This window comes from uncultured Campylobacter sp. (genome assembly GCF_938045225.1).
In the GTDB taxonomy this organism is placed as follows: Bacteria; Campylobacterota; Campylobacteria; order Campylobacterales; family Campylobacteraceae; genus Campylobacter_A.
Map to the genome: position 1 here is coordinate 1 of NZ_CALINL010000008.1, position 26,130 is coordinate 26,130.

At 47.1% G+C, this 26,130-nt stretch carries 30 protein-coding genes; 19 read left to right on the forward strand and 11 right to left on the reverse strand.

What is annotated here, in order from left to right; all coding sequences use genetic code 11:
* Positions 1-206: 206 nt before the first annotated feature.
* The 9 genes from fliR (at position 207) to Q0200_RS00300 (ending at position 7,608) form a co-directional block, all read left to right on the forward strand.
* The gene (gene fliR, locus Q0200_RS00260) at positions 207-968 is read left to right on the forward strand and encodes a flagellar biosynthetic protein FliR (protein ID WP_297936470.1); all 762 of its coding nucleotides are present in this window, start codon (positions 207-209) and stop codon (positions 966-968) included.
* Positions 969-1,032: 64 nt separating this feature from the next.
* Entirely contained in the window at positions 1,033-2,235 is a 1,203-nt protein-coding gene (locus Q0200_RS00265; RefSeq protein ID WP_297936472.1) for a saccharopine dehydrogenase, read from the forward strand.
* Entirely contained in the window at positions 2,232-2,645 is a 414-nt protein-coding gene (locus tag Q0200_RS00270) for a hypothetical protein (RefSeq protein ID WP_297936474.1), read from the forward strand. Before Q0200_RS00265 ends, Q0200_RS00270 begins: the two co-directional genes overlap by 4 nt.
* Positions 2,646-3,254 (forward strand): guanylate kinase, encoded by a 609-nt coding sequence (gmk, locus tag Q0200_RS00275; RefSeq protein WP_297936476.1) that lies wholly within the window; start codon positions 2,646-2,648, stop codon positions 3,252-3,254.
* Positions 3,255-3,294: 40 nt separating this feature from the next.
* The gene (locus Q0200_RS00280; protein ID WP_002952710.1) at positions 3,295-3,519 is read left to right on the forward strand and encodes a twin-arginine translocase TatA/TatE family subunit; all 225 of its coding nucleotides are present in this window, start codon (positions 3,295-3,297) and stop codon (positions 3,517-3,519) included.
* A 9-nt stretch (positions 3,520-3,528) separates the two neighbouring features.
* The gene (argS, locus tag Q0200_RS00285; protein WP_297936478.1) at positions 3,529-5,115 is read left to right on the forward strand and encodes an arginine--tRNA ligase; all 1,587 of its coding nucleotides are present in this window, start codon (positions 3,529-3,531) and stop codon (positions 5,113-5,115) included.
* 67 nt (positions 5,116-5,182) lie between these two features.
* The gene (locus Q0200_RS00290) at positions 5,183-5,542 is read left to right on the forward strand and encodes a VanZ family protein (protein WP_297936480.1); all 360 of its coding nucleotides are present in this window, start codon (positions 5,183-5,185) and stop codon (positions 5,540-5,542) included.
* A gap of 244 nt (positions 5,543-5,786) precedes the next feature.
* Positions 5,787-6,656 (forward strand): neutral zinc metallopeptidase, encoded by an 870-nt coding sequence (locus Q0200_RS00295; RefSeq protein ID WP_297936482.1) that lies wholly within the window; start codon positions 5,787-5,789, stop codon positions 6,654-6,656.
* Positions 6,657-6,870: 214 nt separating this feature from the next.
* Entirely contained in the window at positions 6,871-7,608 is a 738-nt protein-coding gene (locus tag Q0200_RS00300) for a twin-arginine translocation signal domain-containing protein (protein ID WP_297936484.1), read from the forward strand.
* A gap of 410 nt (positions 7,609-8,018) precedes the next feature.
* On the opposite strand, the gene rsfS is transcribed toward Q0200_RS00300, so the two are convergent.
* Both rsfS and nadD read right to left on the reverse strand, forming a co-directional pair.
* Positions 8,019-8,345 carry a ribosome silencing factor gene (gene rsfS, locus Q0200_RS00305; protein WP_297936486.1) on the reverse strand — a complete coding sequence of 109 codons (327 nt, stop codon included), beginning with the start codon at positions 8,343-8,345 and terminating at the stop codon, positions 8,019-8,021.
* Complete coding sequence (gene nadD, locus Q0200_RS00310; RefSeq protein ID WP_297936488.1) at positions 8,309-8,881, reverse strand: nicotinate (nicotinamide) nucleotide adenylyltransferase; 573 nt, start codon at positions 8,879-8,881, stop codon at positions 8,309-8,311. Before nadD ends, rsfS begins: the two co-directional genes overlap by 37 nt.
* Before the next feature lie 314 nt (positions 8,882-9,195).
* Between nadD and gap the strand changes: the two genes are divergently transcribed.
* The 7 genes from gap (at position 9,196) to Q0200_RS00345 (ending at position 15,122) form a co-directional block, all read left to right on the forward strand.
* Positions 9,196-10,191 carry a type I glyceraldehyde-3-phosphate dehydrogenase gene (gene gap, locus Q0200_RS00315; protein ID WP_297936491.1) on the forward strand — a complete coding sequence of 332 codons (996 nt, stop codon included), beginning with the start codon at positions 9,196-9,198 and terminating at the stop codon, positions 10,189-10,191.
* Positions 10,192-10,207: 16 nt separating this feature from the next.
* On the forward strand, positions 10,208-11,410 hold the full coding sequence (locus Q0200_RS00320; protein WP_297936493.1) for a phosphoglycerate kinase: 1,203 nt from the start codon (positions 10,208-10,210) through the stop codon (positions 11,408-11,410).
* Complete coding sequence (locus Q0200_RS00325) at positions 11,407-12,105, forward strand: triose-phosphate isomerase (RefSeq protein ID WP_297936495.1); 699 nt, start codon at positions 11,407-11,409, stop codon at positions 12,103-12,105. Before Q0200_RS00320 ends, Q0200_RS00325 begins: the two co-directional genes overlap by 4 nt.
* Positions 12,106-12,249: 144 nt before the next feature.
* Positions 12,250-12,372 (forward strand): hypothetical protein, encoded by a 123-nt coding sequence (locus Q0200_RS00330; RefSeq protein WP_297936497.1) that lies wholly within the window; start codon positions 12,250-12,252, stop codon positions 12,370-12,372.
* The gene (gene fabI, locus Q0200_RS00335; protein WP_297936500.1) at positions 12,372-13,190 is read left to right on the forward strand and encodes an enoyl-ACP reductase FabI; all 819 of its coding nucleotides are present in this window, start codon (positions 12,372-12,374) and stop codon (positions 13,188-13,190) included. Before Q0200_RS00330 ends, fabI begins: the two co-directional genes overlap by 1 nt.
* Positions 13,191-13,268: 78 nt before the next feature.
* Positions 13,269-13,937, forward strand: a complete 669-nt coding sequence (locus tag Q0200_RS00340; protein ID WP_297936502.1) for a DUF2625 family protein — start codon at positions 13,269-13,271, stop codon at positions 13,935-13,937.
* 159 nt (positions 13,938-14,096) lie between these two features.
* Entirely contained in the window at positions 14,097-15,122 is a 1,026-nt protein-coding gene (locus tag Q0200_RS00345) for an NADH:flavin oxidoreductase/NADH oxidase (RefSeq protein WP_297936504.1), read from the forward strand.
* Between the two features lie 241 nt (positions 15,123-15,363).
* Here Q0200_RS00345 and Q0200_RS00350 read toward each other — a convergent pair whose 3' ends face one another.
* From Q0200_RS00350 to exbB, 3 genes are read right to left on the reverse strand one after another with little or no spacing between them, the layout of a single operon-like run.
* Positions 15,364-16,221: an energy transducer TonB gene (locus Q0200_RS00350; RefSeq protein ID WP_297936506.1), complete on the reverse strand. Its 858-nt coding sequence runs from the start codon at positions 16,219-16,221 to the stop codon at positions 15,364-15,366.
* The gene (gene exbD, locus Q0200_RS00355) at positions 16,187-16,564 is read right to left on the reverse strand and encodes a TonB system transport protein ExbD (protein WP_297936536.1); all 378 of its coding nucleotides are present in this window, start codon (positions 16,562-16,564) and stop codon (positions 16,187-16,189) included. Before exbD ends, Q0200_RS00350 begins: the two co-directional genes overlap by 35 nt.
* Positions 16,557-16,985, reverse strand: coding sequence for a TonB-system energizer ExbB (gene exbB / locus Q0200_RS00360; protein ID WP_002952142.1), 429 nt, complete (start codon positions 16,983-16,985; stop codon positions 16,557-16,559). The genes exbD and exbB overlap by 8 nt, the downstream gene beginning before the upstream one ends.
* A 217-nt stretch (positions 16,986-17,202) precedes the next feature.
* Between exbB and Q0200_RS00365 the strand changes: the two genes are divergently transcribed.
* Positions 17,203-19,200, forward strand: a complete 1,998-nt coding sequence (locus tag Q0200_RS00365) for a TonB-dependent receptor (protein WP_297936509.1) — start codon at positions 17,203-17,205, stop codon at positions 19,198-19,200.
* Between the two features lie 379 nt (positions 19,201-19,579).
* Here the strand turns inward: Q0200_RS00365 and Q0200_RS00370 are convergent, their stop codons facing one another.
* The 6 genes from Q0200_RS00370 to Q0200_RS00395 all read right to left on the reverse strand — a co-directional run bounded on the left by Q0200_RS00370 (position 19,580) and on the right by Q0200_RS00395 (position 23,833).
* Complete coding sequence (locus Q0200_RS00370) at positions 19,580-20,188, reverse strand: tetratricopeptide repeat protein (RefSeq protein WP_297936511.1); 609 nt, start codon at positions 20,186-20,188, stop codon at positions 19,580-19,582.
* A 21-nt stretch (positions 20,189-20,209) separates the two neighbouring features.
* Positions 20,210-21,553, reverse strand: coding sequence for an FAD-dependent oxidoreductase (locus tag Q0200_RS00375; protein ID WP_297936513.1), 1,344 nt, complete (start codon positions 21,551-21,553; stop codon positions 20,210-20,212).
* A complete protein-coding gene (locus tag Q0200_RS00380; RefSeq protein ID WP_122866431.1) occupies positions 21,550-21,867 on the reverse strand; it encodes a type II secretion system protein in 318 nt (105 codons plus the stop codon). Before Q0200_RS00380 ends, Q0200_RS00375 begins: the two co-directional genes overlap by 4 nt.
* Before the next feature lie 11 nt (positions 21,868-21,878).
* A complete protein-coding gene (prfB, locus tag Q0200_RS00385; protein ID WP_297936516.1) occupies positions 21,879-22,979 on the reverse strand; it encodes a peptide chain release factor 2 in 1,101 nt (366 codons plus the stop codon).
* A 59-nt stretch (positions 22,980-23,038) separates the two neighbouring features.
* Positions 23,039-23,275, reverse strand: coding sequence for a hypothetical protein (locus tag Q0200_RS00390; protein ID WP_297936518.1), 237 nt, complete (start codon positions 23,273-23,275; stop codon positions 23,039-23,041).
* 258 nt (positions 23,276-23,533) lie between these two features.
* Entirely contained in the window at positions 23,534-23,833 is a 300-nt protein-coding gene (locus Q0200_RS00395) for a DUF883 domain-containing protein (RefSeq protein WP_297936520.1), read from the reverse strand.
* Positions 23,834-23,998: 165 nt separating this feature from the next.
* Between Q0200_RS00395 and panC the strand changes: the two genes are divergently transcribed.
* Together panC and rimO are read left to right on the forward strand one after the other, a co-directional pair.
* A complete protein-coding gene (gene panC, locus Q0200_RS00400) occupies positions 23,999-24,820 on the forward strand; it encodes a pantoate--beta-alanine ligase (RefSeq protein WP_297936522.1) in 822 nt (273 codons plus the stop codon).
* A 1-nt stretch (position 24,821) separates the two neighbouring features.
* Positions 24,822-26,129, forward strand: coding sequence for a 30S ribosomal protein S12 methylthiotransferase RimO (rimO, locus tag Q0200_RS00405; RefSeq protein ID WP_297936524.1), 1,308 nt, complete (start codon positions 24,822-24,824; stop codon positions 26,127-26,129).
* The last annotated feature ends 1 nt before the right edge of the window (position 26,130 follow it).

The window sequence follows — 26,130 nt, forward strand, 5'->3', positions numbered from 1 at the left end:
TAAAAATGTAAAGCGGTCGATAAATTTAAACCGCCTAAATTTTAAAATGGGCAACTGCGTGCATAAATTTAGCGCTCAAAGCAGCGTTTTACTACGCCCGGTAGCGCCAAAATTTCGGCACGTTTTCATCTGTCTTTCAAATTTACCGAAGTTTCAAGGATTTAACCCTAAAATAACGGCATTTAAATTTAAAACGAAAGAGTCAGGTGGAGCTAGTCGAGTTTTTCGCGCCCGAGCGCGTCATCACCTTTATGTTGCTTTTTGCGCGTATCGGCGGGCTGATGCTATTTTTCCCGTTTTACGGACACGAGCAGATCCCTATGAGCGTCAGGACTGCATTTTCGTTTCTGCTAACGCTATTTTTGTTTCCGCTTGCTAGTATCAAAAGTGGCGAGATTTACTATCTAGCCGTAGAGATCGTGAGCGAGGCGGCGCTGGGGGTTTGTGCAGGACTGCTGCTTCACATCGTTTTTGCCAGTTTGCAGCTAGCAGGCGAGCAGATCTCGATGATCATGGGCTTTTCGATGGCTTCGGTACTAGACCCGCAGACCGGCCTTAGCTCGCCAGTGATCTCAAATATCATAAATTTCCTCGCGCTCATGACTTTTTTGGCCTTCGACGGGCATCATCTTATCCTGCTTTTTATCTCAAATTCGCTTACGCACGTTCCGTTAGGCGGCTTTTACCCGAGCCCAGATATCGTGCAGTACGCCTCAAAATCCATGATAAATTTGTTTACTTTTGGATTTATCATTTCCTTCCCGATTTTGGCGCTCTCGCTGCTTTCGGATCTGATTTTCGGTATGCTGATGAAGACCATGCCGCAGTTTAACCTGCTAGTGGTTGGCTACCCGATCAAGATCACGATCGGCTTTGCCGTGCTGATCGCGATACTAGCGGGCATGATGGAGCTTTTTAGGCAGCTAGTGCTTCGCGTTATCAACGACCTTCCGTCGCTATTTTTCTAAAACTAAGCTTGAAGTAATGGAAAATGTTTTAAAATACGTTTTTTAGGTATAAAAAGGAGAATTCGTGAAAATCGTTCTTGTAAACGCCAACCCCGCGGTATCGCGCTTGGCGACGCTGGCTCTTAGCAAAATGGGTTACGAATACGTCGAGATCGGCGATGCTAGCGAGCTTAGCGGCGTTTTTGACGTGCTTATCATCGACAGCGATATCGACGCAAAAGAGATGAACCTAAAAGAATTCGCAAATAAAATTTTATACCTTTCTTCTAAAAATTCTCCGACCTTTGAAAATGCCGACAGGATACTGCCAAAGCCGTTTTTGCCGACGGAATTTATCGCTATCGTGGAGGATCTGGCGAGCAAGACAAAGGGCGCCGAGCAACCTGTTACGACAAGCGATGAAACTAGCGAAGCATCGGTCGATGGACTTCAGTTTACGAACGATCCGACCAAAGAAATCATTGAGAAAGAAATAATCGATGCTGATGTTGGCGATTTTGAGTTGGACAACGAATTGGCTAATGTTGCTCGCGAGGTACCTAGTAAAGATAGCGCATTTGACGAGCTAAGTGAGATCGTAAAAGCTATCGACGATATGGACGAGCTAAGCGACAAACTTGAGGACGATGAGCTAAATTTGGATGGTTTGATAGATGACGAAATAATGAAATTTGCAGAGCTAGACGGATTTGATGTTGCTGTAAAAGATAATAATTTTGATGATTTTTCTGCAGATTTAGATGCCGATGATAAGCATATAGATGTCAAATTTCAAATACCGGATGATCCTATATTTAACACAACAGAGCTTGATGCAGCGCATAGTGAAGAGGGGTCAAAGGGATTTGATGGGGGTAAATTAGAGCTTGATTTTGATGATAGGATTGAAGATATCAAGAGCCAAATCGACGAAATCGACAAGATGGACGATCTGTCTGGAAATTTAGAAGCGGACGACGAGGATTTGGATGTCAAATTTAAATCAGGGGATGGTTCTACATTTAATATAACGGAGTTTGCAACCGTAGATGGCAAGAAAGACTTTGAAGTTGTCGAAGATTTAAAAGAAACGGTAGTTGATGATAAATTTGCGGTCGATAAACTTGATGAGCAAGAGGATATTTTCGCTAGCGAAAATATGAAGTTTGATAAACCTAGCGAGCAAGAGGTGCAGGTCAAAAATAGCGCTTTGGGCGATGAGTCTTTACTAGATGATATGGACGTAGCTGGCGAGGCGGAGAGGATTTTTCGAGCGAAGAAAATTTGACGCAAGATATTTCGGATGATGAGCTTGCGGAGGATATTTTTACCGAGGATGAGCAGCAAGACGAGGCGGAAGCGAGCTTAGAGCAAGACATGCAAGAAATCATCGAATCTGACGACATGCAAAACGAGCCTGAAATAGCGCAGGAACTTCATCCGAGCGAGTACGGCGATATCGAGCAAATCAGCGAAAAAGATATGGCATTAGCGCTTAACGAAAGCGGATTTGATGGCGGCGAAGCGGCGAATTTGAGCTCGCAAAAAGCTCAAACGACGTCAAAGATAGACGAGCTAAAGGCTCAAATTTCAGACGCCGTGGCTAAAAATCTGGAAAACTCGCTGCAAGACGGCGAACTACGAGAAGCTCTAAAAAATCTCAACATAAAAATCAATATAAGCTTTGAGGAAAAATAGTTGAAAGGGCAAATTTTAATCGTCTCAGGCCCTAGCGGTAGCGGCAAAAGCACGCTCTTAAGCCGTCTTTTAAAAGAGGAAAACGATCTTTATTTTTCGATATCAAGCACAACGAGAGCGCCGAGACAGGGCGAGATCGAGGGCGTGAATTATTATTTTATAGGCGAAGACGAGTTTAAAAAAGGGATAGACGCGGATGAGTTTTTGGAGTGGGCGTGCGTGCACGGCAACTACTACGGTACCTCGCTAAAGCCCGTTTTAAACGCGCTTGAAGAGGGCAAGATAGCGATTTTTGATATCGACGTGCAGGGTTTTAATATCGCAAAATCAAAATTTGCCAAAAATATCACCTCCGTTTTCATCACGACGGCTAGTAAAAACGAACTAAAATCAAGGCTGCAAAATCGTGGCACCGACAGTGCGGAAACTATCGAAAAACGGCTGATAAACGCAGTCGGCGAGATGGAGCATATCCTAGAGTACGATTATTTTTTGATAAACGACGACTTGCAAAACTGCTACGAAAATTTGCGCGGGATTTTGCGCTCGATGCGCCTAAAAACGTCAAATTTAGACGCAAAAGAGATTATTAACAAATGGAATAATTGATAAAATTATGCTAATATAACGAAAACCAAAAGGAGAAAAAATGGGTCCAAGCGTCCAACAATTGCTTATTATTTTACTTATCGTGGTCTTACTTTTTGGAGCGAAAAAGATCCCCGAGCTCGCAAAAGGCCTAGGTAAGGGAATAAAGAGCTTCAAATCGGAAATGGAAGACGATAAAAAAGCCGAGAACGTAGAAAAAGTAGAAGAGAAAAAAGAAGAAACCGCAACCGCCGCAAAGACTGAAGATACGGCTAAAAACGCGTAAGGAAAGGCGTTGAAAAAAAGCGTAATAAACGAGATAAAAGGCGCCGTAGACTTTGACTTTGCGCTAGAAAAGCCAAAAGATAAGGGCTTGGCGCACTACGCTATGCCTACTTTTAGCCTAGCAAAACAGCTCAAAAAATCCCCCGTTGCTATCGCCGCCGAGCTAGCGTCTAAATTTGAAAATAGCGAAGTTTTTGAGGCTACGGCGCTAAACGGCTATATAAATTTTAAACTAAAGTCGGGATTTTTGGATAAATTTGCCTCCGCTAGCCTTGCAAATCCGAGCGAGTTCGCAAAAGGTGGCGCAACTAGCGGCGAGAAAATTTTACTTGAGTATGTCAGCGCAAACCCGACCGGTCCGCTTCACATCGGGCACGTTAGGGGCGCGGTTTTCGGCGATACGTTAGCTCGCGTCGGACTTCACATAGGCGAAAATATCGCGACTGAATACTACATCAACGACGCAGGTAATCAAATCGAGCTTCTAGGCACGTCCATATCGCTTTGGGCGCGCGAAAATCTGTTCGGCGAGAGCGTGGCGTATCCGGAGAAATTTTACCGCGGCGACTACATCGAGCCTATCGCAAAAGAAGCGCTAGAGAAATTCGGCAAAGAGATATTTTACGACGAGAGCCGAAATCTAGAACTCGCCGAGTTTGGCAAAGATAGGGTGCTGGTTTTAATCAAGCAAAATTTAGCCGACGCTCAAATTTTCATAGAAAACTGGGCTAGCGAAAAGAGCTACTACGATAAGCTCCCTCTCACGCTAGATCGCCTAAAAAACGAGAACGGCATATACGAGAGCGAAGGTAAAATCTGGCTAAAATCAAGCGAAGTGGGCGACGAAAAAGACCGCGTCATCGTGCGCGAGGATGGTCGCGGCACCTATCTAGCCGGCGATGTGGTGTATCACGACGATAAATTTAGGCGCGGATTTGATCGCTGCATCAACATCTGGGGCGCCGATCACCACGGCTATATCGCGCGCATGAAGGCGGCGCTACATCTGCTAGGATACGACGAGAATCGCCTTGAAATCATACTTTCGCAGATGGTGAGCCTGCTAAAAGACGGAGAAGCCTACAAGATGAGCAAGCGCGCGGGCAACGTCGTGCTGATGAGCGACGTGGTCGAGGAGATCGGCTACGAGGCACTTAGATTTATATTTCTCAGCAAGCGCTGCGACACGCACCTGGAGTTTGACGTGGACGAGCTAAAGCGCGAGGATAGCTCAAACCCGATATTTTATATCAACTACGCGCACGCGAGGATCAATCAAATTTTCGCAAAAGCTGGCAAAAACGTCGCTGATGTCGCGGGCGTGAAGTTTGCAAATTTGAACGAAGACGGCAAAAACTTGCTATTTGAGGCGCTCACGCTAAACGATGTCCTGGTCGATAGTTTTAACACGCGCTCGATGAATAAAATTTGCGACTACCTAAAGAGCTTGGCGGCGAATTTTCATAAGTTTTACAACGAAAATCGCGTCGTAGGCAGCGAAAACGAAGACGAGCTTTTAAAGCTTTTCGCCGTCGTCGCGCTCTCGATAAAAACGGCTCTAGGGCTAATGGGTATCGCTGCAAAAGATAAGATGTAGAATAAAATTAGTAAATTTAGAAGCGCTTAAAACGGCGCTTCTTGTTTAAAATAACCCCTTAACATCCATGAATCTTTCTAAAATTTCCGCCGCATTTTTCGTTATATTTTTAATAGCGATAGAGTATCTGGCCCTCACGCCAGCACAGATAAAACTCATCGAAAACAGCTGGGATAAGGCAAATCATTTCATCGCATTCGCCACGCTTTACGTTACTTTGCATTTTGGCTTTTTTAGGCTAAATTTGGGCGCAAAGGTTGCTATTTTGCTAGCTTACGGTATCCAGATAGAAGTAGCGCAGTCGTTTGTGCCGGGCCGCTATTTTAGCTTGCTCGACGTCGTCGCAGACGGCATCGGTATAGTTTTTGGTATCTTGCTGGCGAGAATTTTGGGGCGAATTTTGGATTGGTTTAGAGCTAGATTTTAAATTCGAAACTTCAAATTTGACGGCTCGGCTGTGCGAGATTATTTTGTGCCGTGCCGTTTTGCTTTGTTTAAACTCAACTTTTACCATCAAATTTACCGCGTCAAATTTGAGCTAGCCAGCAGGCTAAAGCGATAAATTTATAAATAGTCGCTAAAATATGCCCTAAATTTAGCAGCAAAAGGCAAGAAAAGAGCGCAATCCGCAGCTAAATTTAAGCAAAAAATCCAAAACGAAAGAGTAAAAAATGAAATGGCAAGACAGCAGACGAAGCGACAACGTTGAGGATAGGCGGCAAAACAGCGTAAACAGCATGGGCTCGCTGGGTGCGCTCATACCGATTATCAGGTTTTTGCTGGGCTCAAATATCGGTCGCGTGGTACTAGTTATTGGCGCGGTCGCGTATTTTATGGGCTTTAACCCTCTCGCGCTACTTGAGGGCGGCGGCGCCGGCACTCAAAGGGCGGCACTAGATAGCCCGCAAGAGAAAGAAAAGGTCGCCTTCGTCTCAGCGGTGCTGGCGCAGACCGAGGACGTGTGGAGCAAGGTGTTTAAGGCGGGCGGCGCGCAGTACAAGGAGCCTAGCTTGGTGCTTTTTAGAGACGGCGTTTCTAGCGCGTGTGGCACGGCTAGCTCGCAGATGGGGCCTTTTTACTGCCCGGCGGATAAAAAAGTCTATCTGGATCTTAGTTTTTTTGAGGAACTGGAGGCTAAATACAAAGCCGCCGGCGACTTTGCGCAGGCGTACGTGATCGCCCACGAGGTCGGGCATCACGTGCAAAATTTGCTAGGAACGCTCGGTAAAGTAAACGAGCTAAAATCGCGCACGAAAAGCCTGGTAGAGCAAAACGCCTTGCAAGTCAAAGTCGAGCTGCAGGCCGACTGCTATGCGGGCGTCTGGGCGCACTACATGGGGCGCTATAAGGTGCTAGAGGACGGCGACATCGAGGAGGCGCTAAACGCTGCGAGCGCGATAGGCGACGATGCGCTACAGAAAAAATACCAAGGCCGCGTGACGCCAGACTCGTTCACGCACGGCTCGTCAAAGCAGCGCATGACGTGGTTTAAAAAGGGATTTGAGGGCGGACAGCCAAGCTCATGCGCGTTTGAGATCTAAATTTGACTTTTTAGCTCTTTGGGCCGCGTTTGGCGAGCATAAGTTTCTACTCGGGCGCATTTAGATAAATTTAAATGTGGCTTTTTCAGACCTTGTTTGTCGCAAGCAAATTTTAGATTTCCGTGATTTTAAATAAATTTGGGCGCGGCGGTGCCTTTTGTTTTGCAAATTTAAATTTAGCCAAGCAATCGATAAAATCAAAAATGGAGCGAAAATGCAAAGAAGGGACTTCATAAAGGGCGCGGCGACTTGTGCGGCGGGGCTTGCTGTAGGGCTGGATTTGTTTGCCGAGCAGACTAGCAAGACCAATGCGGTAAATTTGACGGACGGCGTAGATCTAAGCGGTGCGAAAAATCTCGGCGAGAGGCTTGCTGCGATGACGCCATATCTCACGCTAAATAATAGAATTTTGATGCCGATCGTCGGACTTAGCGCAGCTAAATTTGATGATTTGAAAGACAAAAATGCGCTGGGGGCGGCTCTAGGCCTAGGCTACCGCCTGATCGATACGGACGGAGATAAGGAGGGTGTAGCAGCTGCATTTGCAGCTAGCGGCTTAGAGCGCGGACAGCTATTTATCCAAAGCGCGCTCGAGGCTCAAAACGGCAATGAAAGCGGCATGATAAAAAGCTTTGAGCGCTCACTAAAAAAACTAAATATCGACTACGTCGATTTGCTTTTACTACGCGCTGGGCTTGGCGATGCTAGCTCTGCGTGGCGCGTTTTGCAGCGGCTTTACCGCGAAGAGCTAAAAGAGCCCGCGCTCGCGCAAGTCAGCGAAAAATACGGTAAAATAAGAGCACAAATCATCTTGCGCCGGCTCGTACAACACGGGGTTTGCGCGATAGTAAACTCCGCTAGCAAGGAGCGATTGCTTGAAAATATCGACATTTTCGGCTTTGAGCTCGCGGACGAGGACGCCACGCAGGTAGAAAAGCTCTGGCGGAGCTAGCAGGCGTACGAGGCCGGTTTTGCCGTCAAATTTGCGTGTCTTAAATTCGTCAAGCTTTGGTTGATGGCAAATTTTAAGAGCGTTTTTGTGTGTAAGTTAAATCTAGCGGCAGGGACTTAAATATTTTCGTAAATTAAATTTGATGCGTAAATTTGAGCTAATGCAATTGTCTGTGTAGCGCTTTACTCGCGGCTTAGCTAAAAGTGTCGCAAGGTGAGAATTCGGCACAAAAATAACTTCCTGGAAATCGATCAAATTTAAATAATAACAAACGCCTACGTGTTAGCTTTTTGTATCTTTCGTCGCAAAAATAAGTCTGCCGTTTATGCGACAACTATCGTCAAATTTCGCCGTCTGTTTCGCACTTTGGGCTAAATTTGACGCTACCGGCGCGGCGAGCTAAATTTAGCTTAGGCTTTCGCCTCTTTCAGCTTGCTTAAAAACTCTTCGATGTTGTATTTGGCGCGGTACTGCGCGCTCATAAGGTGGATGAGTATGTCGCCAAGATCGATCACGACCCAGTCGCCGGAGCTTTCAATGCCTAAAAACCGCTCGCCTTCGTCCTTTAGTCCCTCTTTTAGGTCGTCCGTTAGCGAGTAGGCGTGGCGTTCGCCCATCGTGGTGGCGATGATGACGCATTTTGCGATGTATTCGCGCCCGCTCATGTCGATAGCCTCGATGGCTTCAGCCTTTTTGGCGTCTAGGATTTTGATGATTCGTTCGATTCTTTCTTGCATGTTTTTCCTTGGTAAAATTTCGCCACTTCATCCGCTATGCACGGTATCATCAGGCTTTTGTCCAAATTTTGCCTGATTTGCGAGGACGAAACGGGCTCGTTTATGTTTAAAATTTTAAAATTTTCAGGCACGGTTACGTCGCCGCGGCTAGCTACGACGAAGGTCGCGAGTTTAAAGAGCTCGTCTATCTCGTGCCATTTATCCAGGCTTGCTAGATGATCGGCGCCGATGATGAGGTAAAGCTCGCTCACAGCGTAAATTTGCCGTATATGCCGCACGCTTTCTATCGTCGGTACGGGGCGATTTTGCGCGATCTCGTAGTCGCTCACGCAGACTTTAGCTAGCGTGCCCCAAGCCTCGTTCGCCCACCTTAGCCGAAGCAGCGGCGGAGCGGAAAACTCGCTCTTAAACGGGCTGATAAAGGTCGGCATGATGATGAGCTTATCCGTGTCTAGCTGCTCTAACGCGGCCTTAACGGCGGCGTCGTGCCCGAGATGAGGCGGGTCGAAACTACCGCCGAAAAGCGCGATTTTCATAAATTTGCCTTTAAAATTTCGGTGCAGTTTAGCGAATTTGAAGTGAATTTCGGTTGAAAATCAAAAAATTCGCCGATAAAGCGCAAATTAAATGGAGATTTTGTAAAATTTGGGGATTTTTAGGCTTGCGAGGCTCGTTTTTCGGGGAGCAAGCGAAGGTCAAATTTGCAAAGGCGGGCTTTAGGGCGGCTTAAATTTACGCATTTAGCGCATTCGAGGGTCGGGTAAATTTAACGCGCAAAAAGCTAAAAGTACGAAAATAACCTTTCTGGGCGCCCTAAAGCGACCGGAAAATCTAGCACAAGGAGCTAAACATGGTAAAAATCGCGATCAACGGTTTTGGACGTATCGGCAGGTGCGCTGCTCGTATTATTTTAGAGCGAGACGATGTTGAGCTTGTCGCTATTAACGACACCGCAACAAGGGATATGACGAGGTATTTGCTCAAATACGACAGCGTGCACGGCGAATTCAAGCAAGACGTTAAGGTGATAAGCGACGATTTTATAGAAGTAAATGGCAAAAAGATAAGAGTTTTTTCTACAAGAGATCTAAACGAGCTTAGCTACGCAGACTACGGCACAGACGTGGTTTTAGAGTGTACGGGCAAGTTTTTAACCACTGAAAAATGTGAGCCATATCTAGCTCGAGGCGTCAAAAAAGTCGTCATGAGCGCTCCGGCAAAAGACGACACGGCGACCTTTGTAGTTGGCGTAAATGACGATAAATACGCAGGCGAAGCGATCGTCTCAAATGCAAGCTGCACTACAAACGGCCTAGCTCCAGTAGCAAAGGTGCTAAATGATAAATTTGGCATCATAAAAGGGCTGATGACCACGATCCACGCATATACAAATGGTCAGAGCCTAGTTGATGTAAAGGCTAAAGACTTCCGCCGCTCACGCGCTGCAGCACTAAATATCGGACCTACGACCACCGGAGCTGCAAAAGCGATCGCAAAAGTACTTCCCGAATTAAACGGCAAGATGCACGGACAAGCGGTCCGCGTGCCGGTCGCTAACGTCTCTATGGTCGATCTAACGGCGGTTTTAAAAAGACCAGCCAGCAAAGAGGAGATAAACGAGGCGTTTAGAACGGCTGCTGAGTCGAATTTAAAGGGAATTTTATTCGTCGATGACGATTATAGAGTTAGCAGCGACTTTTGCACGAGCGCATACAGTAGCATCGTAGCTAGCGACACTACGCAGGTTATCGCTGATGATATGGTAAAGGTCTTTGCGTGGTACGACAACGAGTGGGGCTACTCAACAAGGCTTGTGGATCTAGCTAAGATCGTGGCTACAAAGTAAATTTAAAGGGTGAAAAATGAGTGATATTTTATCGATCAACGACCTTGAGCTTAATGGTGCAAAAGTCTTTATAAGGTGCGATTTTAACGTGCCTATGGACGAGTTTTTAAACATCACTGATGATCGCAGGATCCGCTCAGCGATACCAACTATCCGCTACTGCTTGGATAATGGCTGCAGCGTGGTTTTGGCTAGTCACTTAGGGCGACCTAAAAACGGCTTTGAGGAGAAATTCTCGCTACGAGGCGTCGCAAAAAGACTCTCGCTTTTACTGAGCCATGAGGTTGTATTTGCCGAGGACGTCATCGGAGCGGATGCCAAAGCTAAAGTCGCCGCGCTAAAACCGGGCGAAATTTTACTTCTTGAAAATTTGCGCTTTGAAAAGGGCGAGACCAAAAACGACGAGGCGCTAGCCGGCGAGCTCGCTAAATACGGCGAATTTTATATAAACGACGCGTTTGGTGTCTGCCACAGAGCGCATAGCTCGGTCGAGGCGATCACTAAATTTTACGACGAGAAACATAAAGCGGCGGGATTTTTGCTGCAAAAGGAGATTAATTTCGCCCAAAATCTCATCAAGCACCCTGCGCGTCCGTTTGTCGCGGTCGTTGGCGGTAGCAAGGTAAGCGGCAAGCTGCAGGCTCTGCACAACCTGCTTCCGCGCGTGGATAAGCTGATAATCGGCGGCGGCATGGCGTTTACGTTTCTAAAATCGCTCGGCGAAAATATCGGAAACTCGCTACTCGAAGAAGAGCTCTTGGGCGACGCGCGCGAAATTTTGCGCAAGGGCAGGGAGCTTGGCGTTAAAATTTACCTGCCGGTGGACGTCGTCGCGGCTCAGACCTTTTCGGCTGAAAGCGCCGTAAAATACGTCCCAGCTCAAGAGATCCCAAATGGCTGGATGGGGCTTGACATCGGGCCAGCGTCCATTAGACTATTTAAAGAGGTCATCGCCGATGCGCAAACCATCTGGTGGAACGGACCTATGGGTGTTTTTGAGATGGATAAATTTAGCAAGGGCAGCATCAAAATGAGCCACGCCATCATCGACACTCACGCGACTACGGTCGTGGGCGGCGGCGATACGGCTGACGTCGTCGAGCGCGCTGGGGATGCCGACGAGATGACATTTATCTCGACTGGCGGCGGCGCGAGCCTGGAGCTCATCGAGGGCAAGGAGCTACCCGGCATAAAACCCCTTAGAAAGGCTGCGGAGTGAGGTTTTTAGCAAATTTAAAGTGCAATCACACGAGAGCGAGCTTTAGAGAGTACGCTGAAATTTTAGATGCAAATTTAAGCTCAAACGACGACGTGACGGTGTTTCCACCCTTTAGCGCGTTTGATCTTGCCGCTCATAAATTTAAACTCGGCGCACAAAATTTCTATCCGTGCGAAAGCGGCGCTCATACCGGCGAGATCGGCAAGGCGATGCTGGACGAGTTTGGCGTAAAAAGCGTGCTGATCGGGCACTCTGAGCGGCGCGAACTTGGCGAGAGCGAGGAGCTCTTGCGCGCTAAATTTGACTTCGCCGTAAAGTCGGGCTGGCAGATCGTTTACTGCATCGGCGAAAATTTGAGCGTAAACGAAGCTGGGCGCACGAAGGAGTTTTTGGCGGAGCAGCTAAAAAATATCGACCTTGGCTACGAGCGGCTACTGATCGCCTATGAGCCGATCTGGGCGATAGGTACAGGCAAAAGTGCGAGCGCGGAGCAAATCGAAGGCATTTTAAATTTCATCCGCGAGCAGACGAGCGCGCCGCTACTTTACGGAGGCAGCGTAAATGCCGCAAATATCGGCGGAATAGCAGGGATCAAAAACTGCGATGGAGTACTAGTAGGTACGGCAAGCTGGGACGCTTCGAAGTTTTTGGAGCTTATACGCGCCCACTCGCATCGCTATACTTCGTTGTCTTAAAATTTTGCTCGATCATTACCTATATGGTAACTCCCGTCGCAAAATTTTAAGTCGCCTAGTCTAGCTTCGCGATACTGCCGCTATCAAATTTGGTTTCAAATTTGAATTGCAAAAATTTTATGTCAAATTGCAAAGGATTTTGAGATGGATTTGAATGTTGTTGCAGATTTTGCGACCAAGACTAGGCATGTAGCCTGTCGCAGGGAGCAAAATCAAAACTCATTCAAAGACGCTCAAAAGCCAAGCAAAAATAGAAAGGAGAAATAATGATTTTAAAAGGAAAAAAAGGCCTCATCGTCGGCGTAGCTAACGCCAAATCTATCGCTTACGGCATCGCCGAAGCTTGTTACGCGCAGGGTGCGCAGATGGCGTTTACCTACCTAAACGACGCGCTAAAAAAACGCGTAGAGCCGATCGCAGAGGAGTTTGGCAGTAAATTCGTCTATGAGCTTGACGTAAACAACCAAGCTCATTTAGACGGCCTTGCGGATCGCATTAAAGCGGATCTTGGCGAGATAGATTTCGTCGTGCACGCAGTGGCCTATGCGCCAAAAGAAGCACTAGAGGGCGAGTTTGTAAACACGAGCAAAGAAGCTTTTGATATCGCGATGGGTACGAGCGTGTATTCGCTACTGAGCCTCACGCGCGCGGTGCTGCCGGTGCTAAAAGAGGGCGGCTCTGTGCTAACTCTTACATATCTTGGCGGACCAAAGTTCGTGCCTCACTACAACGTCATGGGCGTCGCAAAAGCAGCACTTGAAAGCTCGGTGCGCTATCTCGCTCACGATCTTGGCGCGCGAGGTATCCGCGTAAACGCCATCAGCGCGGGCCCAATCAAAACGCTTGCGGCAAGCGGAATAGGCGATTTTAGGATGATTTTGCGCTACAACGAAGTAAATAGCCCGCTAAAACGCAACGTCACCACTGAAGATGTCGGCAACAGCGCTATGTATCTGCTTAGCGACCTTGCTAGCGGCGTGACAGGCGAGGTGCACTATGTCGACTGCGGCTACAACATCATGGGTATGGGCGACGTAGCGACCGACGCCGAGGGCAACACGATCTTAGCTTGGGACGCAAAATAATCTACTGATATAAATTTGGCGGGGCGACTCGCCAAAATTTTCTTTTAAATTTCACCAAATTTATCGCAAGGACAGAAAATGAGGGCTTTAGACGAGCTTATAGATACAAATGAGCCAGGCTGGGCGCTGATCGAAGAGTGGCTAAAAGAGGCCAAAAATGAATATGAAATTTTGCCTCGCGATGAGAGTAGGGCGCAAAGCGAGCTTTTAGGACTTCAGGTAACTACTCGCTCACCGATGGGAGCACTTGTTTATGGGTGCGGCGGTATCGTGATAGATGGCGGTTGGCTGCGTCTTCTTGGCTCAGGGTGCGAGCAAATGAAGCGCGGAATTTACAGCTTCAACCTTGGCAAAAGCTTTAGCCAAGCAGGGCAGATGCCTGGCTATTTGCTCGTGGCGGACGATGTTTTGGGCGGATTTTTCGCGGTAAACGGCGGCGCATTTGACGGCAAAGCGGGCAACGTCTTTTACTATGCGCCAGATAGCGGCAAATGGGAAGATACGCAGCTTGGCTACTCGAAGTTTTTATACTGGGCGTTATGCGGCGATACATCTAAATTTTACGAGCTTTACCGCTGGGATGGCTGGCGCGATGATGTAAGAAATTTTAGCCTTGATAAGGTTATGTTTGCGCTACCACCACTTCTTTGGCAAGACGCCGACGTAAGGGCGAGGCTAAAAGATATGAAAAAAGACGGCATGGGTATAGATAAGTATTTTACTTCCGTTTTTAACGGTGGCGAGTAAATTTTCAAATTTGATGCAAATTTGCATAAAGCCGTTGCGACTAGATAGCCTTTACGGTTGATTTACGCTCTCGCCGCGACTACTAAAATTTACCGCACGACTAAATAAATTTAAACAAATATCCTAAAATAACCGCAAATAATCTTTAAAGGATTTCTCATGCAAAGCTTGCTTTTCTCGCCGCTAAAAATCGGCGATCTAGAGATCAAAAACCGCATCGTGATGCCGCCGATGTGCATGTATAAGGCCAAAAACGAGAATGGCTACCCTAGGTGCTTTCACCGCTTGCACTACGCCGCTCGCGCGCTGGGAGGCGTCGGGCTTATCATCGTCGAAGCTACGGCGGTCGAGCCTAGGGGCAGGATCACGAGCCGCGATCTGGGGCTGTGGAACGACGAACAGCAGGAGGCGCACGCAAGGCTCGTCAAGGAGTGCGTCAAATACGGCGCCGCAATGGCTGTCCAGCTCGCGCATGCCGGCAGAAAAAGCGAGTGCGAGGATCTGATCGCACCTAGCGCGGTAAAATTTAGTGAGAGCTACAAAACGCCGCGTCAAATGAGCACGGAGGATATCGTCTTGGTCAAGCAAAGCTTCGTCCAAGCAGCAATCAGAGCCGAGCATGCAGGATACGCCGCGACCGAGATCCACGCCGCGCACGGCTATCTCATCAGCGAATTTCTCTCACCTGAGATCAATCTGAGGGGCGACGAATACGGCGGAAGCTTCGAAAATCGCACGAGATTTCTAAAAGAAATTTTAAGCGAGATAAAAGCCGCGGTGCAAATCCCTGTCGGCGTGCGCATAAGCGCGGATAGTTGGGTGAAGGGCGACTGGAGCCTGAAGGATAGCGTGCGGCTAGCAAAAGAGCTCGAGGATTTGGGCGCGGCGTTTATCCACGTCTCGGCGGGCGGATTTTTTGAGCGCACGGATAGCGCGCCTGCGTTTACTCCGCTGTATCAGGCGAGTTATGCTAAAGCGGTAAAACAGGCCGTTAGCATCCCGGTGATCGCGGTCGGACTCATCACAAAGGCGTCCGAGGGTGAGGCGCTGCTATTAGGCGGCGTTTGCGACGCGGTGGCTTATGGCAGAGAGCTGCTGCGAAATCCAAATTTCTCGCAGGCTGCCATGAGCGAGTTAGGGTGCGCTGAGCTGATAGAAAACTCGTATAAAAGGGCGTTTAAGTAAAATTTATAAGATTGCTCGATATAAATTTGAACTAGTCGCGTCGGCTAAATTTGGCGCCAATTTGATCGGACGCTTGGGCAAACCGTTTGGCAAATTTGCATCCCTGCTACGCCGTCAAATTTTATTTGATTGCGACCGATTTTAGCGGCGCTAACTTATAAACAAAACGGCTGATTTTTTGATTTATTGCGTCAAATTTGTAGAATAAAAGTAGAAATTTAAGCCGCAAAACGGCTTAAATTTACGTGAGTTTGTAGCTAACCGGGATTTTTATGACGTAGTCGCGATCAAGCGTCGGAAAATCAGGCGCGGCGCGGTTTATGAGCTCGACTGCGGCCTCGTCTAGCGTCTCAAAGCCTGAGCTTTTTATCACTTTTACGTCGCGGACGCTGCCGTCTTTTTTATACAAAAAGCTAACCTCTACGATGCCCTGATGGCGCATTTTTTGCGCGCGTTTAGGGTATTTGTGGTGCTTTTGTATCGCCTTTTGGATCTTAGAAAATCTCTCGTCGCCGGCTGATGTCGCGAAGTTAAATTCTCCAACCGTTTCCGCTCCGCTAGGCGGTAAATTTGATTTTACATTCGAGCTTGGAGCGCCGCTTGGTTGCGCTGCGGGCGGCGTAGGAGTAGGCGGCGACGGCTGTACGGGCTGTGCTGCCTGCGCAACTTGCTGTTCCTGTTCAGGCTCACGCGTTTTAACCGGTTTTGGCGTAGGTTTAGGCTTTGGCTTTTCCACAGGCTTTTCTACTGGTTTTGGCTTCTCTACCGGTTTTTCTATTGGTTTTGGTTTTTCTATCGGCTTAGGCGGCTCAACCGGTTTTGGCGGCTCCGGCGGCGTGACGACGGGCTCTGGCGGAGGAGGCGCAGGCGGTGCCGGAGGCGGTGGGGCCGGCGGAGTGGGTGCCGGCGGGAGCGGAGCTGCTGGCGGCGTAAAGGTATTTAGCGCTATTTTAACGCTTTTTTCTTCCGGCATCGGTTTTAGTTCTTCGTAAAATTTGATAAAAGACCCGATGAGGATAGAGTGCAACAGGATAGAAACGCCAAGCCCCGTAAAGCTGGCGCGTCTATTCAGTTGTTGTCGTGATAGCGAAGTTTTCATGATTTTTTTCTTTTAGTATGTCGATAACCTTGATAAATGAGTCGAATTTGCTCTCTTTATCGCTTTTGAGTTCTATTAACGTTTCGTTTTTTATCTCGTTTAGCTTTTCTTTTAAATTTTCCTCGGCGATTTTCTCTTCGCCTATAAAAAATTCATTATCTTTATTGATTAAAACGGCGATTTTATCGTTTTCGTCTTGCTTTTTTTCTGCGCTTTCGCTGTTTGGCAGGTCGATTTTGATATGGCCCTGAGCGATAAAGGTAGAGATGCTAAGCACGATGGCCAGCAAAACGAGCATAATATCTATGAGCGGGATTACGTTTAATCCCTCTTTTTTAGGCATTCTCACGTGAAGCCTTGTATCGGTTTACTAAAACGTCCACTTTTCTCATAAATGCGTTGTAAATCATTAGCGTCGGTATCGCGACGATGAGGCCTAGCGCGGTTGCTTTTAGCGCGAGAGACAGGCCGACCATGATGCTTTTAGTGTCGATGCCGCCGCTCATACCCATGTCGTAAAAGGTCACCATGATGCCCGCAACCGTACCCAAAAGTCCGATATACGGTGCATTTGAATAAACTATATAAAGCGTTGTTAAATTTCTAGTTACGCTCTCTTCAAAGTCGTCTTGATTCTTGTAATTTTCAAATTTAACGTTTGCATAAAAGATCAAGCGCTCTATCGTGAGCCATACTACGACAAAGCTCATAAGCCCTAAAATACCGATGATAACGTAATCGACGTTGTGTTTGAGAAATTCCATTTAATGCCTTCTTATAAAATTTGCGCGCCAATTATATCAGATTATGGTATTTATTGTCAATAACGAATAGGCAAGTAATATTTTATATAAATTTATCTAAAATTTAGTCTTAGGATTGTAATATTCGTTTTCAAAAATTTTGGCAGGTTAAAGAAAACAAAATTTAAATGTTTTTCTAAATCGGCGCAAATTTTCGTAAATTTAAAGAGGAGAAAAAATGAGTTTTAACAATGTTGCGAAAATCTCTTTCGTAGCGGCTCTGGCTATCGGCGCAAATGCCGCCGAGAACGTAACGCTAAGCGGCGTAGAGGTAAGCAGCACCGGCGGCGGCTACGGCGTAGACGACGTAAAAATAAGCACGAGAAACGCAGGTATACTAAAAGACGTCATGCGCGATATCCCGGGTGTTTACGTAGGCGGCACGAACGGCATGAACCAAAAAATCTACATGAGAGGCGTGAGCGACCGCGGCTTAAATATCACGATCGACGGCGCGAAACAAAATGGAAATACCTTTCACCACAACGCAGATCTACTAATCGACCCCGATCTGATCAAAGCCATCGACGTTGAGGTCGGCTCGCGCTCTGTTGTAAACGGCGCTGGGGCTCTGGGCGGTTCGGTAGCCTTTAGGACGGTGGATGCTAGAGATCTGCTAGAAGAGGGCGAAATCATCGGCGCCAAAATCAAAACGGGCTACGCCTCAAATAACGACGAATTTTCGCAAGGACTTATGGTTTTTACCGCGCCGGTCGAGGGGCTTGACTTTTTAGCCGCGATAAACCACAAAGGCTACGACTACGGCAAGAGCGGTAACGGTAAGAAAATCGGCGGCGACGGCAACGACCTTAGCTATCTTTTTAAGCTCGGATATAGCTTTTTAGATGCGCACAGGATATCGCTCTCTCACGAACACAACCAATACAAGGGACTTTATCCGTTGAGGGCGGAGTTTGGCAGCTGGCATAGCGCCGATGCCGACCGTAAATACGAGCGCGATACGACGACGTTAAAGTACGAATTTACGCCGAGCGAACTGCTAAATCTAGACGTAACGGCGTATCATACGAAGCATCAGAGAATCGACGGTAGCAAATGGGGCGTAAAAACTAGAGGCCTAAGCGCGAAAGCAAAAACCGCGATAGAGACGGGCGACGTGACGCAAACGCTAAGATACGGCGCGGAGTACTACCACAGCGAGAACTTTAACAAACCGCAAAACAACCGTCCCGAAAAAGTAAACAACTACTCGTTTTACTTAGAGGACGCGATCAAATTTGCAGGCCTAACCGTGACTCCTGGCATCAGATACGAGCGCCACGAGCTAAAGACATATAACGGCACGGGCGCAAATATCGGCGGATACAAATACAAATTTGACGAATTTGCGCCGGCTTTAGCGCTTGATTACGAGTTTATGAAAGGGCTTGGCGTATTTGCCAGCTACGCTAAGGTATTTAGAGGACCGGACGTTATGGAGTCTATGCTAGCTAGCGGCGCTAGTAGGGGTACGGCGCTAGGATACAGAGCAAACCCTGATCTAAAGGCCACTACGGGCGATAGCTACGAGATCGGCGGACGCTATAAGGGCGAGTTTAGCGAAACGGGACACGTTAGCTTCGTAGCTAAATACTTTAAAACCAAATACAAAAATCTAATCGTAGATAATAACGCAGCAGGCGGGCGTGTAAATCCGGTGCTTTATAGGATTAACGCAGGCGGCGCGGATATCGACGGCATCGAGCTTTTGGCGAGGTTAAACCTCGATGCGCTAAGCTTAGGCGCTAGCTATACTCATCAAAAAGTAAGATATAAAGACCGCGTAAGAAACGGCAGCGGCGGCTACTACACGTCAAATATCATCGGCTACCGCGACCAGGGCGACAAATACACCTTTAACGCCGAGTATTCGATAAACGCTATCGATACGCTTGTGGGCTATAATCTTATTTATTTTGCCTCTAAAGACACGACGAGTGCTGGCAACGACGCGGCCGTGCATATCCCGAGCTACGCCGTGAGCGATATCTATCTCACTTATGCGCCAAGTGGCGGTAAATTTAAAGGACTTGAGATAAACGCGGGCGTTTATAACGTATTTAACAAAGCCTACGTCTCGCACTCTCAAAGAATAGCCCAGTACACGGGCGATGCAAACGCGATCGACTGGGAGCCGGGCAGAAACTTTAAGGTTAACGTCTCTTATAAATTTTAATTTTTACTCTAAACTTACGCTTCCGGGGGCTTAAATTTAAGCCCCTTTTTTATATCTTTTATCAAATTTACTCAAATTTAGCGTTGTTTCTTTTTTGCTATTTGCGGCAAAGGATTATTGTTTTAATACGCTGAAATTTACGTAGCTTTAGCCAAGCGAGTAAAATTTACTGCATATCGTAAAGGTAAATTTGCAGAGTTAAATTTATGAGCACGCTGCGTCAAATTTAACGGATAGTTTTAAATTTGCATTTTTAAGATGCGGGTTTTTGGGGGAGGGGAGGGAGGGGGGTAAATCTAGAAGCAAAAAAGCGAGCCGAATTTGGCTCGCCGTAGTAAATTTAACGCCGAATTTAAAGGCGTTAAATTTGATGTTTTTATTAGCGTTTTCTGCCCATTCTTTTTAGATTGTCGCATGCGGATGTATCGCCGCTAAAGCACGCCGAGCGGTAGATACTTCTGGCTTTTGACTCGTCCTGCGCTACGCCTAGTCCGTGTTCGTAGAGGACCGCAGTATTCGTGCAGCACGGTACGTCGCCTAGTTTGCAGCCTCTATCGTAGGCCGACATGGCGTTTGCGTAGTCCGGTTCTTTGCCGTCGATTGCTGAGCGGTAAAACTCGCCTAAGTAGTAGCAAGAGTATGCCCCGCCGTTCGTGCATGAGGCGCTATAGATTTCAAGTGCTTTGTTTGCGTCTTTGCTCACGCCAAGGCCGGTTTGGTACATGTTGGCGAGGTTTGTGCAGGCGGCTTGATAGTTATTTTTGCACGCTCTTTCATAGTATTTTAGAGCGGTTTTATGATCTTGCAAATTTTGATAACTAATGGCAAGATCGTTGCACGCGGAGTAGTTGCCGCTTTCGCATTTGGGTTTTAGTACTTCTATGGCGCGTTTGTTAAAATCGTAGTCGGGGTTGTCGTTAGGTCCGCCGCTTGAAGCTGCGCATCCTACAAACAAAAGCCCGATAAAGGCAAGAAGTAAATTCCTCATTTTTTATCCTTTCCGTCGTTTTTAAAATTGTCCAAAGAGGTCGTTTAGCGCTTCGCTGATACTAGGGTGGGTGAAAATCTGATTTTTAAAGAAATCGGCACCCGCTCCTAGAGCCATTGCGATGGCGATTTCGTTGATAAGCTCGTTTGCGTAAACGCAGTGAAATGCCGCGCCTAAAATTTTGCCGCTTTTTGCCTCCACGATCGCTTTTAAAAAGCCCGTTTCGTTGCCGACTACCTTTGCGCCCGGGACGGCTGCGAGCGGGAGTTTTAGGACTTTAAAGTCTAAATTTTGCGCCATGGCTCGTTTTTCGCTTAGTCCGATGCTAGCTAGCGGGGTCTCGGTAAAAAGGGCGCTAGCATGAGGCGAGCGGTTTAGCGTGCTACGTTTGCCTGCGCCAAAAAGCTTGTTAAAAACGATACGAAAATCATCTAGGCTCGTATACGTGAAAAGCTCGCCGCCGCGAACGTCGCCTACCGCGTAGATATGCGGCTGGGCGGTTTGTAAAAACTCGTTTACAAGCACGTTTCCTTTGGCGTCCGTTTGTACGCCGGCCGCGCTCAAATTTAGCTCCGCAGTCGCCGCTACGCGCCCCGTCGCTAGTAAAAACGCGTCCGCGTCAAGGCTCTTTGTCTCGCCGTTTTGGGTAAAATTTAGCGTGCTATCTTTTAAATTTTTAACTTCGCAGCCCTCTAAAATCTCTATCCCTTGCGTCTCAAGCAGGTTTTTTACGCTCTCTCTTACGTCATCGTCCTCGTTTTTTAACACGCCTGAGCGAGCTACGATAGTGACTTTTGAGCCAAACTCGGCAAACATCGAGGCAAACTCCAGCCCGATGTACCCGCCGCCCACGACTACTAGGCGTTTTGGAAGCGTTTTTAGATTTAAAATCCCCGTGCTGTCGTAAGCCAAATTTGAACTAACCTCAAAGCTTGGTTTTTGGTTAACCGAGCCTGTATTTATAACGATAGTTGGCGCGGTAAGCAGGCTTTTTGAGCCGTCTGCGGCCGCGACTTCTACGCTATTTTTATCTATAAATTTAGCCGTGCCGTTTATCACGTCGACGTTTGCGTTGCCGTCAAGCATCGCGAAATTTTTGGCTCTAAGCGCGGAGATTAGCTTGTCTTTCTTTTCGACGCTAAGCGCGAAATACTCGCCTGCGACGTTATTGTTGACGTATTTTGCCTCTTTGCTTAAATTTACTAGCTTTTTAGTCGGGATGCAGCCGACGTTTATGCACGTGCCGCCGTACATCTGCGCCGATTTTTCGATCACGGCGACCTTTTTGCCTAAATTTGCGGCTTTTGCGGCGAGAGTTTTGCCGGCCTTGCCAAAGCCGATGACTATGATATCGTAGTTTTTCATATGTTTTTTCCTAGTATGTAGTGAGTATTTTCATTTACTCTTTTTATGCTTATTTTGTTCTTTTCAGCCCAGTTTTCGATCACGTTTAGCGCGTCGCTTTGCGCGTCAGGCGTTTTGCCTGCGTTTTTTATCTTAAACACGTCCTCGCTACCGCTCATCGCGACGAAGCTACCGAGCGGTTTTAGGTGGTCGTTTAGCGTGATAATACTGCTTAAATTTAACCCGTCGCAGTTGTTTAGGATGCGCTTAACCTGAGCGATGGTCGCGTCGTTTTCGTTATAGCCTAGTTGGTTTAAAAGAGCCGAAATTTCCATATTTTTCCTTTCTAGTTTATGCTTTTTTGACTTACCAAAACGCCCTCGATGAGTTTTTTTATGTCGCCGTCTAGTATTGCGTCGGTTTGGCTATACGCCTCTCCGCTGCGGTTGTCTTTGACCTGTTGATACGGGAAAAGCACGTAGGAGCGGATCTGATGGCCCCAGCCGATCTCGCTTTTTTCGATGCTGCCTGCGGCTTCTTGCTGCTTCATTAGCTCTAGCTCATACAGGCGCGATTTTAGCATTTTCATCGCAGTGGCTTTGTTTTTGTGCTGGCTACGGTCGTTTTGACACTGCACGACGATGCCGGTAGGAGCGTGAGTGATGCGTACGGCAGACTCGGTTTTGTTTACGTGCTGACCGCCCGCTCCGCCTGCGCGGTAGGTGTCGATTTTTAGATCTTTTTCGTCGATTTCTATCTCGATGTCGTCGTCGATCTCCGGGCTTACCATTACGCTAGTAAAGCTCGTGTGTCGGCGACCCGCGCTATCAAACGGACTGGTTCGTACTAAGCGGTGGATGCCGTTTTCGGCCTTTAGATAGCCGTAGGCGTTTACGCCTTTGACGATAAAACTCACGTCTTTTAGCCCCGCTTCTTCGCCCTCTTGGAAGTCCAGGGTTTCGACCTTAAAGCCCTCGCGCTCGCAAAAGCGCAGATACATGCGGTATAGCATGCTCGCCCAGTCGTTACTCTCCGTGCCGCCCGCGCCGGGATGGATAGTGACGATGGCGTTTTTGCCGTCATCCTCGCCGCTAAGCAGCATAGAAATCTCTAAATTTACTATCTTATCCTCAAGCTCGTCCGCCTCGGCAAAGAGCGAATTTATCGTCTCTTCGTCATTTTCAGAGTTTGCCAGCTCGTATAGATCCTTTGCGTCGTCTACGGCGCTTTTGGCGTTTAGGAAGTTATTTAAGATATTTGAAATTTTAGTTTTTTCCTTGCCGATTGCGCCCGCTTTTGCGATATCTTGCCAGAAATTTTGATCGTTTTCTAGCTCCTCGATCTCTTTTAGGCGAGCTTTGATGCTCTCAGGCTTTACGACGCCAGCGATATTTTCTACTTTCGTGTTTAGGGTTTTTAGAAGTTCCGTGTATTCGTAATTATCCAAAATTTAAGACCTTTTTTGTGCTTTTTGGCGTGATTATAACATATTTGGATTAAGGTTGTTTATAAAATTTTATTTAGAGTAGGTATTATGAAATGTTTATCTATTATGGATATCAAGGCCTGCTTAATATTGCCTCGATTGATTAGGCTGAGTTCTGTTGAAAAGTTTGGTAGTGGGTCATTTAGTAATAAATTTAGTTTAGCCTCTTCGAGTTTTAGCTTTTTTTTATCTGTGTTTTTGTTCTCTAGCATCGATACCACTAGTCTTAGCTTTTCTTTTGTTATATCACTTTGCACGGAATACCTTGTATACTATAATCGAAGATAAAAAAGCTACAGCAGAGCAGGCAAAATACGCCCAAATTTCTCCGATAGTTTTTTCAAGGAGCGTGTGTAGCCCCAGTAAGAAAAATACCAAACCTATAATGCAGATTACGCTAGTTATCGTATTTAATAAAACCGAATTGGCACTCCTTAAAAAAGAGCACCTAATGTCGTCGGCTTGAGCATCTACTAGCTCAACCACGGATACTATAAATTCAGATATGCCTGCCATTATTTTTTTATCAACCAAGCGGCTAAAAATCCAACGCCCGCAGCGATAGCAATGCTTTTTATCGGATCTTGTTTTATCGTGTCATTCACGCTTTCTATGCCGTCTTTGCCCTTTAGTCTTAGATCATCTATATATTTTTTAATTTCGTCGCTATTTAGTTGATCTAGGATTTTGTCTTTAGCAGATTCTGCGCGTTGTGTACCTGCGTCTTTAATGGACTTTACAATGTCTTTTAAGTCTGTTTTTAAAGAGTCGATATCTTTTTTTAAAGACTCCAAATTTATCTCTTGAGTAGCCATTTTTGTTCCTTTTTTGTTATTTTGGAGCTAAAGCTCGTGAGAAGAATTTTATTATTTATTGATTAATACTCGCTAAACAGATTGCTTCTTAGACTTAATTTATACCTTTAGTTTTTTTTGATATAATCTTTAGTCTTATATTTCTATAATTTTAAAGAAGAGAAAATGCAAATTTTAAGAACAGTAGAACAGCTGCGAGATTTTGTCGCGGCAAATCCCGAAAATATCGGCTTCGTACCCACTATGGGCGCGCTTCACGACGGACACGCTAGCCTCATAGAAAAGTGCGTAGCAGAGAACAAAACCGCGATCGTTTCGACCTTCGTAAACCCGGCGCAGTTTTTAGCCGGCGAGGACTTTGAAGATTATCCGAAAAACGAACAAAACGACGCTAAAATTTGCGAGGAGCTGGGCGTGCACGCGATGTTTGCGCCTGAGGCTAGGGAGCTATATTTTGATACCGAGCCGCTAATCAGCGCGCCTGAAAATTTAGCAAGCGTGCTTGAGGGCAAGACTCGCCCTGGACACTTTGACGGCGTGCTTCGCGTGCTAAACAAGCTCTTTAATCTAACAAACGCAAAGCGCGTCTATATGGGCAAAAAGGACGCGCAACAGCTGCTCATCGTGCGTAATTTCGTAAAGACCTGTTTTTTAAATTTAGAGATCGTGCCTTGCGAGATCGTTCGCGCGCGCGACGGACTGGCGCTTAGCTCGCGAAACGCCTACCTAGACGAGGGGCAAAAGCTAGAGGCGCTTAAGCTTTCGCATTCGCTTAAAAAAGCCTCAAATTTGATCGCGGCAGGCGAACTAAACGCACAAACGATAAAAGGCGAGATGCTGCAAACCCTAGAACCGCTAAACGTCGACTACGTCGCGATCGTGGATAGAAATTTAAACGAAATCTCGCTAATAGAGCCGAGCAACACCATCATCCTAGTCGCCGCGTATGTCGGCAAAACGCGCCTGATTGACAATCTGTGGATATAAGATGGGTAAACTTCACTTAGTATCCTTAGGCTGTAACAAAAATCTTGTGGATTCTGAAATCATGCTCGGACGCCTCTCAAACTACGAGATCACGCCAGATGTCGCTTCTGCTGACGTCATCATCGTAAACACCTGCGGCTTTATAAACTCGGCAAAAGAAGAGAGTATCCGCGCGATCCTGGATATGCACGAAGCGCGTAAAAAAGACTCCCTGCTTGTAGTCACTGGCTGCCTCATGCAGCGATACCGCGAGGAGCTGATGAAGGAGCTACCCGAGGTTGATCTATTTACCGGCGTCGGAGACTACGACAAGATCGATGAGATCATCCTAAAAAAGCAAAATTTATTTAGCCCTGATACCTACCTGCAAGCAAGCGAAGAGCGCGTGATAACGGGTTCAAACTACCACGCCTACATCAAAATTTCGGAAGGCTGTAATCAAAAATGTAGCTTCTGCGCGATCCCGACATTTAAGGGCAAGCTAAAATCCCGCGCGCTGGAAAACATCGTAGACGAGGTGCAAAAGCTCGTAAAAAAGGGCTACTACGACTTTAGCTTCCTCTCGCAGGACAGCAGCTCGTATATGCGCGATCACGCGGTTAGCGACGGGCTCATCTCTCTCATCGACGCGGTCGAAAACATCGAGGGCGTCAAAACCGCGCGCATACTTTATCTTTATCCTAGTACGACCTCAAACGCGCTAATTGAGCGCATCATCGCCTCGCCCGTGTTTGCGAACTACTTTGACATGCCGATCCAACACTCAAGCGAGAAAATGCTAAAAATCATGAGGCGCGGAAGCAGTGCGGCACGGATCAAAGAGCTTTTAAATTTGATGAAAAGCGCGCCTGACGCGTTTTTACGAACGGGCGTCATCGTCGGACACCCGGGCGAGGGCGAAGCGGAATTCGACGAGCTTTGCGAGTTTTTACAGGAGTTTAAATTTGACCGCGTTTCGGCGTTTGCCTACTCGAAAGAAGAGAACACGCTCTCGTATGAGATGGAGCAGGTGCCCGCCAAAATCATCTCAAAGCGTCTAAGTAAAATAGAAAAGATCACTCGCGCCGCGATCGAAGCGAGCTTTGCGCAGGAGCTAGGGCAAAAATTTATCGTCTCGCTCGAGGGCGAAAGCAGCGAAGGCGAGATGTTTTACGCTGCGAAAAAGGCGCTCTGGGATAAGGACATCGACGGCGAAATTTTGATCAACGAAAGCGACGTGGAGCAGCTAGAAACCGGCGGTCGCTACTGGTGCGAGATCACGCAGGTAGCGGGCAGCCAGGCGCTGGGCAAGATCACGGCAAAGGCCTAAA